This window comes from Pseudomonas sp. RIT-PI-o, from assembly GCF_001297215.1.
GTDB classification, from domain to species: domain Bacteria; phylum Pseudomonadota; class Gammaproteobacteria; order Pseudomonadales; family Pseudomonadaceae; genus Aquipseudomonas; species Aquipseudomonas moraviensis_A.
In genome coordinates, this window is the sequence record NZ_LHPA01000020.1 from 25719 (window position 1) to 42522 (window position 16804).

Sequence of the window (16804 nt, forward strand, 5' to 3'; positions counted from 1 at the left end):
TTGAACATTCCGATAGCTCGCTAACGATCAATTTCAGACGAGCTTCACCTCATAACCTTCTTCGCGAATCGCTTCGATGACCTGATCGGCATTCAGCGCGCTTTCGACGCCGACTTCTTTGGCTGCCAAGTCGACCCGCACGCTGGCCGCCGGATCCATGGCCTGCACCGCTTGGGTGATGGCTTTGACGCAATGACCGCAGGACATGCCTTGAACGTTGAACACTTGCATGGGAAGACTCCTTTGAGTGAGGTTGCCGGCAGTTTCAAGCTTGCCACGATGGCAAGGTCAAGTTCTGCGAAAAACTGCCGGGCTGGCAATCGGCGCCGCGCTCGGCCAAGCTGCGTGCATCAATGACTGAAATTCAGGAGATTCAGCCATGCGCTGGTCAGCTTTGAGCCTGTTTGGCTTGCTCAGCCTTTTCACCGCCGTCCCGCAGGTGCAAGCCGCCGGCGAGGATTACGCGGTACTGATCATTTCCCGCGAGCGCCTCGAAGTCGCGACCTCGTGCGAGATCGGCGTGTACATCCAGGACCAGCTCTCGGCGCGACTGTTTCAGGAGCAGAGCACTTCGTTCAACCTGCCGCCGGGCAAGGTTTCGCTGCGCTTGAAGCTGCTGCCGGGGCAGGCACCGGGTTGCAATCCCGGCATGCTGGCGCCGGGTTCGCAGGAGGTCGTGCTGCATGCCGGGGATGTGCTGAAGTTCCGCCTGGCGATGAATGCTGAAGGCGTGTACCTGAAGCCGGCGGGCCTGGGTTACTGAGCCAATACCCGACCTGTGGGAGCGAGCCTGCTCGCGAAAGCGCCGGCTCAGTCAACATGATTGCTGAATGATGCACCGCATTCGCGAGCACGCTCGCTCCCACAAGAATGGTGCTTGACCTTGCCCGCATGGCAAGGTTGATCCTGTAGGCATCCACTACAGGGAGCGCGACCGATGTCCGAATCCACCACTTTCGATCTGCCGATTGCCGGCATGACCTGCGCCAGTTGCGCCGGGCGTGTCGAGCGGGCTCTGCGCAAAGTCAGCGGCGCCAGCGCCGTCAGCGTCAACCTCGCCACCGAGCAGGCTCGAGTGCAGGCGCCCGGCGACAGCCTGCCGGCGCTGATGCAAGCCGTGGAGCGCGCCGGTTACAGCGTGCCCCGGCAAACCCTTGAGCTAAGCATCGACGGCATGACCTGCGCGTCCTGCGTCGGTCGCGTTGAGCGAGCCCTGAGCAAAGTCCCCGGCGTGAACAGTGTCAGCGTCAATCTGGCCAACGAACGTGCGCATATCGAACTGCTCGGTCAGGTCGATGCGCAGCCCCTGCTCGATGCGGTGAGCAGGGCCGGTTATTCGGCCAGCGTCTGGCAAGCCGAAGGGCCGCGATCCGACGACCAGCAAAAACGCCTGCACCGCGAGCGCTGGGCACTGATCTGTGCGATCGCCCTCGCGCTGCCGCTGGTGTTGCCGATGTTGCTGCAGCCGTTCGGCATTCACTGGATGCTTCCGGCCTGGGCGCAATTCGCCCTCGCCACACCCGTGCAATTCGTCTTCGGCGCACGCTTTTATGTCGCGGCGTGGAAAGCCGTGCGCGCCGGTGCCGGCAATATGGATCTGCTCGTCGCCCTCGGTACCAGCGCCGGTTATGGGCTGAGCGTGTATGAATGGGCGACGGCCGCCGGACGCATGCCGCATCTGTACTTCGAAGCCTCGGCCGTGGTCATCGCCTTGGTGCTGCTCGGCAAATACCTCGAGAGCCGCGCCAAACGCCAGACCGCCAGCGCCATTCGCGCTCTTGAAGCACTGCGGCCGGAGCGGGCGATTCAAGTGGTCAATGGCCGTGAGCAGGACGTTGCCATCAGCGCCCTGCGCCTCGACGATCTGGTGCTGGTCAAACCCGGCGAACGCTTCCCGGTGGATGGCGAAGTCGTCGACGGCCAGAGCCACGCCGACGAAGCGCTGATCAGCGGCGAAAGCCTGCCGGTGCCGAAGCAGCCGGGCGACAAGGTCACTGGCGGCGCGATCAATGGCGAGGGTCGTTTGCTGGTGCGCACCCAGGCGCTTGGCGCGGAAACCGTGCTGGCGCGGATCATTCGTCTGGTCGAAGACGCACAAGCGGCGAAAGCGCCGATCCAGAAACTGGTGGACAAGGTCAGCCGGATTTTCGTGCCGACCGTGTTGCTGATCGCCCTGGCCACGGTGATCGGCTGGTGGCTGTATGGCGCGCCGCTGGAAACCGCATTGATCAATGCCGTCGCCGTGCTGGTGATCGCCTGCCCGTGCGCCCTCGGCCTTGCCACCCCGACGGCGATCATGGCCGGCACCGGCGTCGCCGCGCGCCACGGCATTCTGATCAAGGACGCCGAAGCGCTGGAGCGCGCCCATGAAGTCAGCACTGTGGTGTTCGACAAGACCGGCACGCTGACCTCGGGGACACCGCAGATCGCCCACTTCAATGCGATCGATGGAGACGAAAACAACCTGCTGAGACTGGCCGGCGCGTTGCAGCGCGGCAGCGAGCACCCCTTGGCCAAAGCGGTGCTGGATGCCGCCGCCGAACGCGGCTTGAACGTGCCCGATGTCAGCGACAGCCAGTCGCTGACCGGACGCGGCATTGCCGGCACGCTGGATGGCCGGCGCTTGGCGCTGGGTAATCGGCGGATGCTCGATGAAAGCGCTTTGAGTGCCGGTGAATTGAGCGCATCCGCCGAGGCTTGGGAAAGTGAAGGCCGCACATTGTCGTGGTTGATCGAGCAAAGTCCTGAACCACGCGTCCTCGGTCTGTTCGCCTTCGGTGACACGCTGAAACCCGGCGCCCTGCAAGCGGTGCAACAACTCGCCGCCCGAGATATCCACAGCCATCTGCTGACCGGCGACAACCGTGGTAGCGCACGGGTGGTGGCCGAAGCGCTGGGCATCCGCAATGTTCACGCCGAAGTGCTGCCGGCGGACAAGGCCGCGACCGTCGCCGAGCTGAAGAAAACCGGTGTGGTCGCCATGGTCGGCGACGGCATCAACGACGCCCCGGCGCTCGCCGCCGCAGAAATCGGCATCGCCATGGGCGGCGGCACCGACGTCGCCATGCATGCGGCCGGCATCACCCTGATGCGCGGCGACCCGCGACTGGTGCCCGCGGCACTGGAGATCAGCCGCAAGACCTACGCGAAGATTCGTCAGAACCTGTTCTGGGCCTTTGTCTACAACCTGATCGGCATTCCGCTGGCGGTGTTCGGCTTCCTCAATCCGGTGCTGGCGGGTGCGGCGATGGCGCTGTCCAGCGTCAGTGTGGTGAGCAATGCGCTACTGTTGAAAACCTGGAAACCCAAGGATCTGGAGGAACACCGATGAACATCGGCCAAGCGGCCCGGCAGAGTGGCCTGAGTGCAAAAATGATTCGCTATTACGAGTCGATCGGCCTGCTCAAAGCGGCCAATCGCACCGACAGCGGTTACCGCGTATACGGCAGCGATGACCTGCACACGCTGGCGTTCATCAAGCGCTCGCGGGATCTGGGCTTTTCCCTGGAGGAAGTCGGCAAGCTGCTGACCCTCTGGCAGGATCGCCAGCGCGCGAGCGCCGATGTGAAGGCACTGGCGCGCCAGCACATCGACGAGCTGAACCAGAAGATCCGCGAGCTCGGCGAGTTGCGCGACACCCTGCAGGATCTGGTCGAGCACTGCAGCGGTGATCACCGCCCGGATTGCCCGATCCTCAAGGAACTGGCGTCGGGCTGCTGCGCGCAACCCGCTCGCGCCTGATCCGCAACAGCGTCACCACGCACAGGGTGCCGAGGGGAATGCCGTGGAACAGCATGACCACGGCCCCCGGCGTCCACCACCCATAGAACGGTGCGGCAACCAGCATGCCGATGCCGAAACCGGTCATCTGCAGCAAGGTCAGCACACTGAAAATCGGCAGGCGCAAAGCCGCAGGTTCCCGTTGCAGCCGTGACAGCAGGCTCACTTCGGAAACGCCATCGCCCAGTCCCGCCGGCAAGGCGAACAGCAGCAGTCCCAAGAGACTGTGTTGCTGGAACATCAGAATGAAGCCGCAGGACATCAGCGCCACGCCGCAGAAAAACCTGCGTTCGAGATGGCGATTCTCCGAGCCCTTCAGACGACTGGCGATGCGCGCGCCGAGCAGTTTGCCGCTGGCCCATACCGCAAGCGCCAGGCCCAACGTCGTGCTGGCCGCGTCCGGGGTGAGCAGTTTCGCAATGATCGGGAAGCCAACGTTATGCGCAGCACTGCCCAAGGTGTCGGCCATGGCCACCGCGAGCATCGCCGCGACCACCGGCGCCGAGCGCAAGCCCTGCCGAAGCGCAAACCATTCGCCGTGTTCCGGCTGTTCGCTGATATCTGCCTTCTCGAAATGCAGTGGCACGATCAGCAGCGCCGCGAGCACATAGGTCAGCGCATTGAGGGCGAAGACCGTTTCAAAACCGAAAGCGGCCACCAGCAACCCCGACACCAGACTGCCGCCGACCATGGCTGCTGAGGACGCCGAGGTGATCCAGGCGTTGGCCTTGAGCAGGTGCGCCGGGTCGATCAAGCGCGGCAACTGGCTGTTGAGGCCGATGGCGAACATTGAATTGCCCAGGCCAAGGCCGAAGGCGATGACTGGCAACAGCCATGCCTGCTGATTCGCCGGTGTGACCAACAGCAGCCCCAGCAGTGCAGCGCGCAACAGATCGAAAGCAATCAGCGGCGCGCGACCCTGCCAGCGCCGGTAGAAGCGTGTGCCAAGCAGACTGGCAAAAATCCCGCCACCGACGCGGCTGGCGAGGAAGATGCCGACACTCATGGCGCTGTTGCTCAGCAGATAAACGTAAGTGGCCAGCGCGACCATGTTGAGGAAGGCGCCGAAATCGGAGATCAGCCGGGCGGTTACGATCAGGTGGGTGTTGCGCGGGGTACTCACATACGGTCCTTGTAGGAGCTGCCGAAGGCTGCGATCTTTTGATCTTGTCCTTGAAGCAAAGGCAAAAGATCGCAGCCTTCGGCAGCTCCTACAAGGGCACGCTCGCGTTTGCGGAAAGTGCGCGGGCACAAAAAACCCGGCCGAAGCCGGGTTTCTCATCAAGCGATCACTGCATCCACGGCGGTGGAGGCGGTTCTTCAGGTTTGCCTTTCGGTGCGTCGTCTGCCGCGCGAATGGCCTGCTTGCGTTCCTCGTCGAGGCGCGCCGCTTCGATCTCTCGCAGCACCCCGCCGACATCCGCCAGGTCTTCCGGATCGTCGAATTCGCCGGTCAGCACACTGTTCGGGTGCAAGGTGCCGGCTTCGTACAACGCCCACATTTCCTTGGCGTACTTGGTCTTCTTCAACTCCGGCGCGAAACGCCCGAAGTACGAAGCCATGTTGCCAACGTCGCGCTCAAGCATGCTGAACGCATGGTTGTTGCCCGCAGCGTCGACTGCCTGAGGCAGGTCAATAATGACCGGACCGGTCGGGGTCAGCAGCACGTTGAACTCGGAGAGGTCACCGTGCACCAGACCGGTACACAACATCAGCACGATCTGCGAAATCAGGAAGGCGTGATACTCGCGCGCCTGATCCGGCTCCAGCACCACATCGTTCAGCCGCGGCGCAGCATCGCCGAATTCATCCGCCACCAACTCCATCAACAGCACGCCGTCGAGGAAGTCATAGGGCTTCGGCACCCGCACACCCGCACCGGCCAGACGGAACAGCGCCGCCACTTCGGCGTTCTGCCAGGCGTCCTCGGTCTCTTTGCGACCGAACTTGGACCCCTTCGCCATGGCCCGCGCCTGGCGACTGTTGCGAACCTTGCGGCCTTCCTGATACTCGGCCGCCTGGCGGAAACTGCGTTTATTCGCCTCCTTGTAGACCTTGGCGCAACGCAACTGATTGCCGCAGCGCACTACATAAACAGCTGCCTCTTTGCCACTCATCAGTGGACGCAGCACTTCGTCGACCAGACCGTCCTCGATCAGGGGTTCAATGCGTTTTGGAGTCTTCATCAGCTTTTATTGTGGGTCCTTTATTACCAAACACGCGAATGTCACTCGTTATACGGCAATCCTCGTCCGACGGGGAGGGGGTGCCGACCTGTGAACCTTGAGGATGCACACACTGTGCCGGATCGAACGTAGCGACCGGGGCGAATCATAGCCGAGACCGTGGCATTGATTGGTATCGGCCGGCAAGGGCATTTGCGACAGAATCTGACATGAATGGTGTGACCTGATGGCCCTCACCCCAGCCCTCTCCCAGAGAAAGAGGGGGCCGACCGAGATGTCTCCCGTAATACATCGACCTGAGAGACCGCAGCGATTATGGCTTTAATCGCAACTTTGGATTCGGTGAAGGACGCTCAGGTCGGCGTCGATTTCAAGCATCTCCCACTCGGTCCCCTCTCCCTTTGGGAGAGGGTTAGGGTGAGGGGCTTTTTCAGCGTTCGATAATCGCAGTGACACCCTGCCCGCCCGCCGCGCAGATCGAGATCAACCCCCGCCCCTTGCCGGCCGCATCCAGCAGCTTGGCCAGGTTCGCCACAATCCGCCCGCCGGTCGCGGCAAACGGATGCCCCGCCGCCAAGGAGCTGCCCTTGACGTTGAGCCGACTGCGATCGATCGAACCCAACGGCGCATCGAGTCCCAGGCGGGTTTTGCAATATTCGGGATCTTCCCAGGCCTTGAGCGTGCACAACACCTGCGCGGCGAACGCTTCGTGAATCTCGTAGTAATCGAAATCCTGCAAGGTCAGGCCGTTGCGCGCCAGCAAGCGTGGCACGGCATACACCGGCGCCATCAGCAGGCCCTCGGCACCGTTGACGAAATCCACAGCCGCCGCTTCGCCGTCGCGCAGATAAGCAAGGATCGGCAAGCCGCGCTCGTTGGCCCATTCTTCACTCCCGAGCAACACCACCGAAGCACCATCGGTGAGCGGCGTGGAGTTGCCCGCAGTCAGCGTGCCCTTGGCGCTTTTCTCGAACGCCGGCTTCAGCGTGGCGAGTTTTTCCAGGGTCAAGTCCGGGCGCAGATTGTTGTCGCGGGTCAGGCCGAGGAACGGCGTCATCAGATCGTTGTGCCAGCCTTCGCTGTAGGAAGCGGCGAGTTTGTGATGACTTTCGAGGGCCAGTTGATCCTGTTCTTCGCGGGGGATATTCCACGTCTGCGCCATCAATTCACAGTGCTCGCCCATCGACAGGCCAGTGCGCGGCTCGCCGTTGCGCGGGAATTCGGGGATCAGATGCCGGGGGCGCAATTGCAGCAGGGTTTTCAGTTTGTCAGCGGTGCTCTTCGCGCGGTTGGCCTGCAGAAGAATCCTGCGCAGGCCTTCGCTGACACTGATCGGCGCATCGGAGGTGGTGTCGACGCCGCCGGCAATGCCGCAGTCGATCTGGCCGAGGGCGATCTTGTTGGCCACCAGCAGCGCCGCCTCCAGACCCGTGCCGCAGGCTTGCTGAATGTCATAGGCCGGCGTCGCAGGAGACAGGCGCGAACCGAGCACGCACTCGCGGGTCAGGTTCATATCCCGTGACAATTTAAGCACCGCGCCCGTTACCACCTCGCCGATGCGCTGGCCGTGCAGGTTGTAGCGCTCGATCAGGCCTTCCAGCGCGGCCGTCAGCATCGCCTGATTGCTGGCCGTGGCATACGGCCCGTTGGAGCGGGCGAAGGGGATGCGGTTACCGCCGATGATCGCGACGCGGCGCAGCTGAGTCATAAAAGCTCCTGTCAGACTTGCGAATTCACATAGATCCTTTGTAGGAGTGAGCCTGCTCGCGATAGCGGTGTATCAGGCTAATGACACGTTTCTGACCCACCGCTATCGCGAGCAGGCTCACTCCTACAAGGGGCCGGTGTTGTTTCTGGATTTGTGTCTGGCTACAAAACCACCGCGGCCAAACTACTCTGCTAAACCAGCGTAGGCCTTATTGCGTCGATCGAACGATTGATTGCCGTGGACAGTCCACACTTTGAACCCCAACTTCTGGAGAGCGTTCCATGTCTGACCGCTATATCGACTTCGCCAACTCATCCTTCGGCCATCGTCTGGTCGGGGCCTTGGGCCTGCCGTCGCCGGTGCGGCTGGAACGCTGGCAAGCGGGGCGTCTGCGGCCGATCGAGGGTGCGCTGTTGATCGGTGGCGGGCCACTGGCCGAACGGATCAGTGTGTTTGCCAATCGCCTGACCGATGCAATCTACAGCTACGGCACCGAGTCCGCGCTGGCCACCGCGTGGATTCCCGGCCACGGGCCGAAGCTCAAAGCGGTGGTGTTCGACGCCAGCGATCTGCAGCACACCGACCAGCTCAAGCAACTGCGCGAATTCTTCCAGCCATTGATGAAGAACCTCGACCATAGCGCGCATCTGGTGATCCTTGGTCGCGCGCCGGAATCCCTGAGTGATCCGTTCGCCTCCAGCGCGCAACGAGCACTCGAAGGCTTCTCGCGCTCGCTGGCCAAAGAGCTGCGCGGCGGTGGCACATTGCAGCTGATCTACGTTGGCGAGGGTGCCGAAGATCAACTGGAAGGCCCGCTGCGATTCTTCCTCTCGCCGAAAAGTGCGTTCGTATCGGGCCAAGTGATTCGCCTGACCGCGTGCGCCACGCCGGTGACCGACTGGACCCGACCGCTGGCCGGGCGCAAGGCGTTGGTCACGGGTGCTGCACGCGGGATCGGCGCGTCGATTGCCGAAACCCTCGCCCGCGATGGCGCCGAGGTGATTCTGCTCGATGTGCCGCCGGCCAAGACCGACCTCGAAGCCCTCGCCGCCCGCCTCGGCGGCCGCGCGATCACTCTCGATATCTGCGCCGATGATGCCGCCACCCAATTGATCGAACACCTGCCCGACGGGCTCGACATCCTCGTGCACAACGCCGGTATCACCCGCGACAAGACCCTGGCCAACATGACCCCGGAATTCTGGGACGCGGTGCTGGCCGTCAACCTCAATGCGCCGCAAGTGCTGACCAAGGCCCTGCTCGACAGCGGCACCCTGCGCGACAACGCACGGGTGGTCCTGCTCGCCTCGATCAGCGGCATCGCCGGCAATCGCGGGCAGACCAACTACGCGGCAAGCAAGGCTGGCCTGATCGGTCTGGCCCAGGCCTGGGCGCCGACACTGCTGGAACGCGGGATCAGCATCAACGCCGTCGCCCCCGGTTTTATCGAGACGCAAATGACTGCGCACATTCCGTTCGGCCTGCGCGAGGCCGGGCGGCGCATGAGTTCGCTGGGCCAGGGCGGCTTGCCGCAAGACGTTGCCGAGGCTGTGGCGTGGCTGGCGCAACCGGGCACGGGCGCGTTCACCGGCCAAGCGCTGCGGGTGTGTGGCCAAAGTGTGCTGGGGGCTTGAGCATGAACATCGAATGGCAAACGCTGGATCGTGAACCGAGTCTTCCGGGGCTTTATTCGCGCGCGGCGACACGGCGCAAAATCACCGGCACGCAACTGCCCGACAGCGGTCTGCGCTGCTGGGTCGATATCGACGGCAAGCGGCTGGCGGCTTATCGCAAGGTCTGCGGTTTCGTCGATGATGGCCTGCTGCCGCCGACCTATCCACATATCCTCGCCTTCGCCTTGCAGATGCAATTGCTCACGGCAAAGGACTTTCCGTTCCCGCTGCTCGGGCTGATTCACCTGAGCAACCGCATTCGCGTGTTGCGCCCGATGGGGGCTATCAGTCGCGCGCAAGTCAGCGTGCGCGTGCACAACCTGCAGCCGCATGCCAAGGGCGCGACGTTCGATCTGCTCACCACCCTGGACGATCAGCTCGGTCCGCTGTGGGAAGCCGAGAGCCGGATGCTCTGTCGCGGCGTGAAACTCGAGGGCGAGGCGCAGGCACATGACTGGGAGCCGTCGCAGGATTTGCTCGAGGTGACGCGCTGGACGGCGCCGGCGGATATCGGTCGCCAATATGCGAAAGTCTCCGGCGACTACAACCCGATTCACCTGAGTGCAGCGAGCGCCAAGCTGTTCGGTTTTCCCACGGCGATCGCGCACGGTTTGTGGAACAAGGCACGCACGCTGGCGGCGCTCTCTGATCACCTGCCCAAAGCCAACCTGGAAATCGCCGTGCACTTTCGCAAACCGGTGCGCCTGCCCAGTGAAGTGACGTTGCTGGCGAGCGCAGCGGGTTCCAGCGGCGAATTGCGCCTGGTCGGTGCCGGCGACCTGGAACATATGGTCGGCCAATGGCAACCGATCGCCTGATCTGACGGGGGCGGAAAAACCCGTTAATTGTGTATATATCACTTAAGTTTTTCCGCGCCCTGCCCGCCGCTTTGCAAAAAGCCAAGCCTTGAATTTCAAGGCGTTTTTTTGCGTGTTTATCACCTGCGTATTAGTCCTTCGGGATTGCGCCGGGCCTTGTATATAAAGGGGTTAATACCAACTTGAGAATGGTGCAAAACCTGCGATCGACTGAGATTACCAGCACGGACGAGGCATCGCCGACGACAGATCAGCGGGCCATCGAAGGCAACGTAACGTTGTGACAGGTGCAGGAATCTCAATCATGAAAACTCAAGTGATGTGGTCCAAATCGGCAATCGCGCTGGCACTGATTCTTTCTGTAGGACTCGTCGGCTGCAGCAGCGGCGGTGGCGGTCATCGCAGCAGCTCCGGCAGCTCGACTGCAGATGGTACGGCGGGTACCGATGGCAGCGGCGGCGCAGGTGGTGGAACCGGCGGCGATACTGCTAGCACAGGCGGGACCGGTGGTACTGGCGACGGAACAGCGGGCACGGGTGGTACCGGTGGCACTGGCGGAACCGGCGGCGGCACCGATCCAACCAATCCGACCAACCCGACAGACCCCACTGATCCCACCACCCCGACCAATCCGGCCGCGCCTTCGCTGGTGACCACCACACTGGTGCAGGATGTCGGCAAAACCGTCAGCGGTGTCGGCGATGGCGTGGGCCAGGTGGGTGATGCTTTGAGCAACGTTCCGCTGGCCGGCGGCATTGTGCAGAGCGTCGCCAATACCGCTGGCAATGTCGTCAGCACCTTGGGCGATGGCGTGAGCAATGGCATCGGCAAACTGGCCACCGATCCGAAGGGATTGACCACCACCGTGGCCTCGGTTGGCGGTGTGGTCTCGGATGTCGGTGATGGCGTATCTGATCTCAGCGCCAAACTGAACACAGCGACCAGCCGCGTTCCCGTGGTCGGTGGCGTCGTGACCAAAGTAGTGCCGCTGGTCGATGGCATAGGTGAAAAAGTCACCATGCTCGGCGACACCCTCAACACCACCCTCAGCAACGGCCCGACCAGCCAGTTGACCAACAAGGTCGGCAGCGGCCTGGTGCCGGTGATCGCCATGGTCGAAAGCACCACCGATAAACTTGGCGATGCCACCGCCCTGGGTGATCCGCTCAAAGGTGTGATCTCGAAGGTGGGCGGCACGGTGAACAGCCTTGGCGGCAAAGTCACCGACGCCGGCAACGGCAGTGCCCTGACCAACACCCTCGGCGGCGCCTTGAGCAACGCCGGCACGGCGGTCGGCAAAGCGGGCGGTCTGGTGTCCAATGGCACGGGTTCAGGTACCGGTGGCGTCGGTGGTGGTCTGGGCGGCACCGGCCTGCTGCAAACCGTCGGTGGCGCAGTGGTCAATGTTGGCACCGGTCTGAATGCCGGCAGCACCAGCGGCGTGGTCAGTGCCGGTGGCGTTACCGCGGGTGGCCTGGGCAACGCAGTTGCTTCGCTCAACACCGTACTCGGTGGCTCGGGCACACCGATCACCGCTCCCACTTCGCCGCTGGCAAGCGTTGGCGCCGCAGTGGGAGCAGGTCTCAACCCTGTGACCAGCGCGGTCACCACTGTCACTCAACAGGTCGGCGCTGCCACCGGTCTCGGCACTCCGGTTGCCGGTATCACCGGGCAGGTGGGCGCAGCGGTGGCCAGCCTCGGCGGTGCGATCGCCGCGACCAACACCCCGGTGACCACGGCAGTCGGTGGGCTGGTAACCAACGGCGGCGGCACCGTGGCGGCCGTCGGTGGGCTGGTCAACAACGGCACTGCCACTCGCGGGACAACCGGCGGTCTGGGCGGGGGGCTCGGCGGGCTGACCGGCGCGCTTGGGGGCAACAAACGCTAAATTGCACCTGGCCGATTCGACGGCCTTACCTACAGCGCCTACGCTTGGTTGAGGGCGGAAGATTCCCACGAGTCTTCCGCCTTTTTTCTAAGGAAAAACCTGCCCTGTGCTGTGTTCTGACCATGGAGTGTCCTATGCGCGTACTGGCATCCCTGCTGTGCCTGAGCCTCAGTTCCGCTGCCCTCGCCGACACCTTGCCCAGTTTTCTCAACAGCAACGAAACCACGCGCAACCTGCCCGCCCCCAATCTTCCTGCCGACGCCTATCGCCCGAGCGCGGCACCGCTGCAAGTGCCGGATCCCGGCGCGACCGCCGCACAACCACTGCTGATGGAAACCAGGATCAACCTGAAGACCGTGCAGATCGAAGGCGGCACGATCTATCCACTCAACGAACTGGCCGAAGTCTACAAACCATTGATCGGCCGTGAGGCCAGCCTTGCCGAACTGATTGAAGCGACGCGCAACATCACCCGTCGCTACCAGCAGGACGGCTACCTGTTGTCCTACGCGTTTCTGCCGCAACAGGACTTCGATGAGGGCGTGGCGCGGGTGGTGCTGGTTGAAGGCTACGTGCGCGATATCCAGATGCAGGGCGACATCGGGCGGGTCAAAGGCCTGCTCGACAGACTCGCCGCGAAAATCCAGGCTGAACGCCCGCTGACGCGCAAGACCTTCGAGCGCTACACCACGCTGATGAGCCGCATTCCCGGCGTAACGATTCAAGCGCAAGTGCCGCCACCGGGCACCACCGATGGCGCCACCACCCTGGTCGCCCAGGCCAGCCGCAAACCGTTCACCAGCACCCTGAGCACCACCGAAGACAACCGCAACGGCCCGCAGGCGTTGCTCGGTGTCAGCAGCAACTCGCAGACGTCGATGGGCGAACAGTTGAGCCTCAGCGGCCTGTTCCCACCGGGCGATGACAAAGAGCATTACTACCGTCTCGACTACAGCCAGTTCCTCGACGCCGAAGGCACGCAACTCAACCTCTCGGCTTCGCGCTACCGCGCCGACCCGGACACCGAAGTGCTGGTCGGCGGCGGTGGGCGCCTGAGTACCCACCGCGAGAATGATCGCTACTCGATCGGCTTCAGCATGCCCCTGATCGCCTCCGCCAACGAACTGCTGACCGCCGGCTCGCGCCTGTATGCCGTGGACGACAAGACGCGTTACGACGGCGTCAACTTCCCCTTCAGCACCGAGCTGCGCACCGACGTCCGCGCCCTCGCCTTCGAAGGTGACTGGCGCAAGGCCGACGCCCGCCAACTGCGCATCCTCAGCGCCGGCGTCTACCAGGGTTTCGACAGCCTCGGTGCAAACACCAACTACGACGACATCGATCTGGATTTCTTCCGCGTGAGACTGTCCGGCGTGCAGAGCGACAAGTTTCTCGACAACTGGCAAGGCGTGCTCTCGGCAGCGCTGTACTGGAGCGACGACACCCTGCCCGACAGCGAGCGCGCGGTGTTCGGCGGACAGAATTTCGGCCGTGGCTACCCCGACGACCAGGCCTCGGGCGACAAGGGCTGGGGCGTGGCATACGAGGTCAACTACAGCTTCAACCGCGACGGCAACTGGGTGCGCATCCTGCAACCCTACGTGGTCCTCGACCGCTCGCGCAGCTGGTTCAACCAACTACCGGTGCAGGCCAACAACCTGTCATCCACCGCCGTCGGGCTGAGATTTGGCGATGCCAAGTACTACAACATCGCCCTGGAAGTGGCGAAGGCCATGTCCGATGAAGCGCTGGACACGTTCAATCGCAAGCCGCGGTACAGCATCAGTTTCAGTTATCAGCTGTAAGAGCCGAGCGGTGTGTCAGTCAGGATTTTTTCAGCTGACACACCGCTTTCGCGAGCAGGCTCGCTCCTACAGTTTTGATCGTGGGCGTTCAGTGAGAAACAGGTCGGCTGGCAGGCCGCCTTCGCGAGCAGGCTCGCTCCTACAGTTTTGATCGTGGGTATTCAGTGAGAAACAGGTCGGCTGGCAGGCCGCCTTCGCGAGCAGGCTCGCTCCCACAGTTTGATCGTGGGTATTCAGTGATAAACAGGTCGGCTGGCAGGCCGCCTTCGCTGGCAAGCCAGCTCTCACAGTTTGACCGTGGGCGTTCAGTGAGAAACAGGTCGGCTGGCAGGCCGCCTTCGCGAGCAGGCTCGCTCCTACAGTTTTGACCGTGGGCGTTCAGTGAGAAACAGGCCGGCTGGCAGGGCGCCTTCGCGAGCAGGCTCGCTCCCACAGTTTTGATCGTGGGTATTCAGTGAGAAACAGGTCGGCTGTCAGGCCGCCTTCGCTGGCAAGCCAGTTCCCACAGTTTGACCGTGGGCGTTCAGTGAGAAACAGGTCGGCTGGCAGGCCGCCATCGCGAGCAGGCTCACTCCTACAAAAGCCAAAACAAAGCAGCGAAGCCGCCCCACTCAACAATGAGCGCAAGCTCGAGTGCTTTTGATCTTGATCCACCGGCGACGTCGGAAGGCTGAGTGGAGGGATTGATCCGGGCGTGGGAGCGCAGCGACCGTCTGGCGCAGCCAGACACAGCGGAAGGAGGTGCAGCGAAGCAAACCGGAGCCGCTGCGCCCGGATCAGTCCCGGAGCGAAGGAACCCGAGCCTGCGAGGGCCGAACGTAGGAGCAAGCCTTTTGGGTTACCTTTTTGGCGTTTGAAAAAGGTGACCCGCCGTAAGGGCGGAACCGTAATCAGCAACACCCGCAGCAACGGATATTCACCCAAACCCCCACCAACACGGTCGGCCCAAAGGCCGCCGAGTTCACCCAGCCTCAACCCGAGGCTTGGGAAACAGATTATCGAGAGTCTCCAACAACCGAACGTGATAAATCGGCTTGCGAAACAGATCCAGCACCTGCAACCGCAACATATCGCTGACATCCTCCATATCCGCATGCCCCGACATCACAATCACCGGCAAATGCTCCCGCGACGTATGCTCACGCAGCCGCCTGATCAACGACATGCCCGACTCTTCCGGCATGCGCAGATCAGTAATCACCAAGGCAATATCCGGATGCCGGGTCAGATGTTGCAACGCCAGCCTCACCGACGTCGCGGTATGACAGGTAAAGCCCTCCCCCTCCAGCAACTCCGCCAACTCCAGCAACGCGTCCTCTTCATCGTCAACCAGAAGCAACTGTTGGCGGGACGGCGAAGGCGCGTTCATAGGCAATACCTGAATGCTGAAAGGTAAATCCAGTGTAGTGCGATATCAGCCAGGTGCAGTGTTCAAAAGCCTCAAGGTGTTGGCCGAGTAACAGCCGTACCATCGAGCGACGTCAGAACATTGTTGAAAATCGCCAGCACCCTGTCTCCAAGCGGGCTAACGAATGCAACCACCACCACCGCCACCATCGCCACCACGATTGCATACTCAATCGCCGAAGCGCCCTCTTCGCTGCTGGCAAACGCCCGAGCCTTGGCCATCAGATAATCGAAAGTCATACGAAACATAGCTCCACTCCTTCGCGCCCCTGGCGCCCACATCACGACCGCGGCATGGTTCCACCGTGCCACTTGAGCATTGTCAACAAACCCCCGCCCAACAACTGTAAGAACGCATTAATCACAAAGCATTAATCCCAACGTGTCGCCGCCGTTTCCCACTGTCAATTGGCCAAAACTCATACTTTGGTGGGTTATTTGCCTGTCACTAATGGCGCTTTTGCTTGGATCAGCTAGCTTGGAAATAGCGAAATAGTTGCATGTTCATAGCTGCCAGATCAGTACGCCTCTCAAGAGCAATTGCAGTTGGCTTGTGCAGCAGGAAAAGGAGAGCCGTCATGAACAGTCGCGTCACCATGGGCCTTGCCGCGTTGTTGTTGCTAGGTGCGGTTGTTGTCGGTTACTGGGGGCTGGTGCTCAGTCGTCAGCCGGCCCCGGTCGCGGAGGCACCCGTCGTACCCGCGGTCAGCGTTGAACAGACTGTCGCGATTGCCGAAGACCAGACCCGCCAACCGGTGGTGGTGCTGGTCCACGATGTACCGCCGTTCACACCGTTGACCGCCGCCGATGTGGCCGTGGAAAAACTGCGCAGTGCACCGGCCGGCAGCCTGACCAGCATTGAACAAGCCGTGGGTCGCACACCTTGGCGGCACCTCAGCGCCGGCACCTGGCTCAACGACGAAAGCTTTCAGGCCGGTGGCGCGCTGGCGCGGATGATTCGCCGCGACGAGCGCGCGCTGACCGTGGCCGTCGACGAAGTGATCGGTGGCGCCGGGCAATTGCTGCCGGGGGATTACGTCGATGTGCTGCTGTACTTGCGCGAAGACGCGAGCAATCTGCAGCAGTCAGCGCAGATCGCCGTTCCGGCCTTGCGCGTGCTCGGGATCGGCGAACAGTACGGCCTGACCAACGACGGCCAACCGGCATCGCCCAGCCTCAGCGCCGAAGAAAAAATCAAACAGGACCAGCGCCGCATCGCCGCGCGCACCGTGGTGCTGGCGGTGCCGGAACAATTGCTCAGCCGTCTGATGCTCGCGACCCAGGTCGGCACGTTGCGTCTCGCGGTGCGCAGCAGCGAAGAACAACGGTTGGCCAGATATTGGGCCGGTGAAACGCAATCGCCCGCGCACCTGGATCGCGCCAACAGCCAGCTTTTCCAGTTCACTCAACTCGCTTTGGGCAACGCCCAACGAGCGCCCTCAGCCGCCAGTGTCGGCGCGGCCCCCAGGCCCGCGGTGGAGATCATTCGCGGCAACCAGATCAGCCAACAAACCCCATGACTGCGCAAGGATTCACGTG

The 16804-nt window shown here is 62.5% G+C and carries 14 protein-coding genes; 8 read left to right on the forward strand and 6 right to left on the reverse strand.

Translation table 11 applies throughout. From position 1 onward, the window contains the following. Positions 1-33: 33 nt before the first annotated feature. Positions 34-231 carry a heavy-metal-associated domain-containing protein gene (locus AEQ63_RS08965; protein ID WP_042609764.1) on the reverse strand — a complete coding sequence of 66 codons (198 nt, stop codon included), beginning with the start codon at positions 229-231 and terminating at the stop codon, positions 34-36. A 148-nt stretch (positions 232-379) separates the two neighbouring features. Between AEQ63_RS08965 and AEQ63_RS08970 the strand changes: the two genes are divergently transcribed. The 3 genes from AEQ63_RS08970 to cueR all read left to right on the forward strand — a co-directional run bounded on the left by AEQ63_RS08970 (position 380) and on the right by cueR (position 3741). After that, positions 380-763, forward strand: coding sequence for a hypothetical protein (locus AEQ63_RS08970; protein ID WP_064362928.1), 384 nt, complete (start codon positions 380-382; stop codon positions 761-763). Between the two features lie 174 nt (positions 764-937). Continuing rightward, complete coding sequence (cueA, locus tag AEQ63_RS08975; protein ID WP_064362930.1) at positions 938-3331, forward strand: copper resistance metal-translocating P1-type ATPase CueA; 2394 nt, start codon at positions 938-940, stop codon at positions 3329-3331. Beyond that, entirely contained in the window at positions 3328-3741 is a 414-nt protein-coding gene (gene cueR, locus AEQ63_RS08980; RefSeq protein ID WP_016771827.1) for a Cu(I)-responsive transcriptional regulator, read from the forward strand. The genes cueA and cueR overlap by 4 nt, the downstream gene beginning before the upstream one ends. Here cueR and AEQ63_RS08985 read toward each other — a convergent pair. The 3 genes from AEQ63_RS08985 to AEQ63_RS08995 form a co-directional block, all read right to left on the reverse strand. Continuing rightward, positions 3695-4903, reverse strand: a complete 1209-nt coding sequence (locus AEQ63_RS08985; protein ID WP_064362932.1) for an MFS transporter — start codon at positions 4901-4903, stop codon at positions 3695-3697. The genes cueR and AEQ63_RS08985 overlap by 47 nt on opposite strands. A gap of 166 nt (positions 4904-5069) precedes the next feature. Next, on the reverse strand, positions 5070-5966 hold the full coding sequence (locus tag AEQ63_RS08990; protein ID WP_016771829.1) for a PA4780 family RIO1-like protein kinase: 897 nt from the start codon (positions 5964-5966) through the stop codon (positions 5070-5072). Positions 5967-6396: 430 nt separating this feature from the next. Next, positions 6397-7674 (reverse strand): acetyl-CoA C-acetyltransferase, encoded by a 1278-nt coding sequence (locus AEQ63_RS08995; protein WP_064362934.1) that lies wholly within the window; start codon positions 7672-7674, stop codon positions 6397-6399. Between the two features lie 281 nt (positions 7675-7955). Between AEQ63_RS08995 and AEQ63_RS09000 the strand changes: the two genes are divergently transcribed. The 4 genes from AEQ63_RS09000 (at position 7956) to AEQ63_RS09015 (ending at position 13858) form a co-directional block, all read left to right on the forward strand. Continuing rightward, the gene (locus AEQ63_RS09000) at positions 7956-9308 is read left to right on the forward strand and encodes a 3-oxoacyl-ACP reductase (RefSeq protein ID WP_064362935.1); all 1353 of its coding nucleotides are present in this window, start codon (positions 7956-7958) and stop codon (positions 9306-9308) included. 2 nt (positions 9309-9310) lie between these two features. Then, on the forward strand, positions 9311-10165 hold the full coding sequence (locus tag AEQ63_RS09005; RefSeq protein WP_064362938.1) for a MaoC family dehydratase: 855 nt from the start codon (positions 9311-9313) through the stop codon (positions 10163-10165). A 304-nt stretch (positions 10166-10469) separates the two neighbouring features. Then, on the forward strand, positions 10470-12053 hold the full coding sequence (locus AEQ63_RS09010) for a collagen-like triple helix repeat-containing protein (protein WP_064362939.1): 1584 nt from the start codon (positions 10470-10472) through the stop codon (positions 12051-12053). A gap of 134 nt (positions 12054-12187) precedes the next feature. Next, positions 12188-13858 (forward strand): ShlB/FhaC/HecB family hemolysin secretion/activation protein, encoded by a 1671-nt coding sequence (locus AEQ63_RS09015; protein ID WP_064362941.1) that lies wholly within the window; start codon positions 12188-12190, stop codon positions 13856-13858. A gap of 961 nt (positions 13859-14819) precedes the next feature. On the opposite strand, the gene AEQ63_RS09020 is transcribed toward AEQ63_RS09015, so the two are convergent. Together AEQ63_RS09020 and AEQ63_RS09025 are read right to left on the reverse strand one after the other, a co-directional pair. Beyond that, the gene (locus AEQ63_RS09020) at positions 14820-15227 is read right to left on the reverse strand and encodes a response regulator (RefSeq protein ID WP_064362944.1); all 408 of its coding nucleotides are present in this window, start codon (positions 15225-15227) and stop codon (positions 14820-14822) included. 71 nt (positions 15228-15298) lie between these two features. Then, positions 15299-15505, reverse strand: coding sequence for a Flp family type IVb pilin (locus AEQ63_RS09025; protein ID WP_042609780.1), 207 nt, complete (start codon positions 15503-15505; stop codon positions 15299-15301). 338 nt (positions 15506-15843) lie between these two features. Here AEQ63_RS09025 and cpaB point away from each other — a divergent pair, with 338 nt between their 5' ends. Beyond that, the gene (gene cpaB, locus AEQ63_RS09030) at positions 15844-16785 is read left to right on the forward strand and encodes a Flp pilus assembly protein CpaB (protein ID WP_064362945.1); all 942 of its coding nucleotides are present in this window, start codon (positions 15844-15846) and stop codon (positions 16783-16785) included. Positions 16786-16804 lie beyond the last annotated feature (19 nt).

What these genes read in the sequence shown, in the direction of transcription:
- AEQ63_RS08965 (WP_042609764.1), bottom strand. Translation starts at nt 231, where the DNA reads ATGCAAGTGTTCAACGTTCAAGGCATGTCCTGCGGTCATTGCGTCAAA.
- AEQ63_RS08970 (WP_064362928.1), top strand. Translation starts at nt 380, where the DNA reads ATGCGCTGGTCAGCTTTGAGCCTGTTTGGCTTGCTCAGCCTTTTCACC.
- cueA (WP_064362930.1), top strand. Translation starts at nt 938, where the DNA reads ATGTCCGAATCCACCACTTTCGATCTGCCGATTGCCGGCATGACCTGC.
- cueR (WP_016771827.1), top strand. Translation starts at nt 3,328, where the DNA reads ATGAACATCGGCCAAGCGGCCCGGCAGAGTGGCCTGAGTGCAAAAATG.
- AEQ63_RS08990 (WP_016771829.1), bottom strand. Translation starts at nt 5,966, where the DNA reads ATGAAGACTCCAAAACGCATTGAACCCCTGATCGAGGACGGTCTGGTC.
- AEQ63_RS08995 (WP_064362934.1), bottom strand. Translation starts at nt 7,674, where the DNA reads ATGACTCAGCTGCGCCGCGTCGCGATCATCGGCGGTAACCGCATCCCC.
- AEQ63_RS09000 (WP_064362935.1), top strand. Translation starts at nt 7,956, where the DNA reads ATGTCTGACCGCTATATCGACTTCGCCAACTCATCCTTCGGCCATCGT.
- AEQ63_RS09005 (WP_064362938.1), top strand. Translation starts at nt 9,311, where the DNA reads ATGAACATCGAATGGCAAACGCTGGATCGTGAACCGAGTCTTCCGGGG.
- AEQ63_RS09010 (WP_064362939.1), top strand. Translation starts at nt 10,470, where the DNA reads ATGAAAACTCAAGTGATGTGGTCCAAATCGGCAATCGCGCTGGCACTG.
- AEQ63_RS09015 (WP_064362941.1), top strand. Translation starts at nt 12,188, where the DNA reads ATGCGCGTACTGGCATCCCTGCTGTGCCTGAGCCTCAGTTCCGCTGCC.
- AEQ63_RS09020 (WP_064362944.1), bottom strand. Translation starts at nt 15,227, where the DNA reads ATGAACGCGCCTTCGCCGTCCCGCCAACAGTTGCTTCTGGTTGACGAT.
- AEQ63_RS09025 (WP_042609780.1), bottom strand. Translation starts at nt 15,505, where the DNA reads ATGACTTTCGATTATCTGATGGCCAAGGCTCGGGCGTTTGCCAGCAGC.
- cpaB (WP_064362945.1), top strand. Translation starts at nt 15,844, where the DNA reads ATGAACAGTCGCGTCACCATGGGCCTTGCCGCGTTGTTGTTGCTAGGT.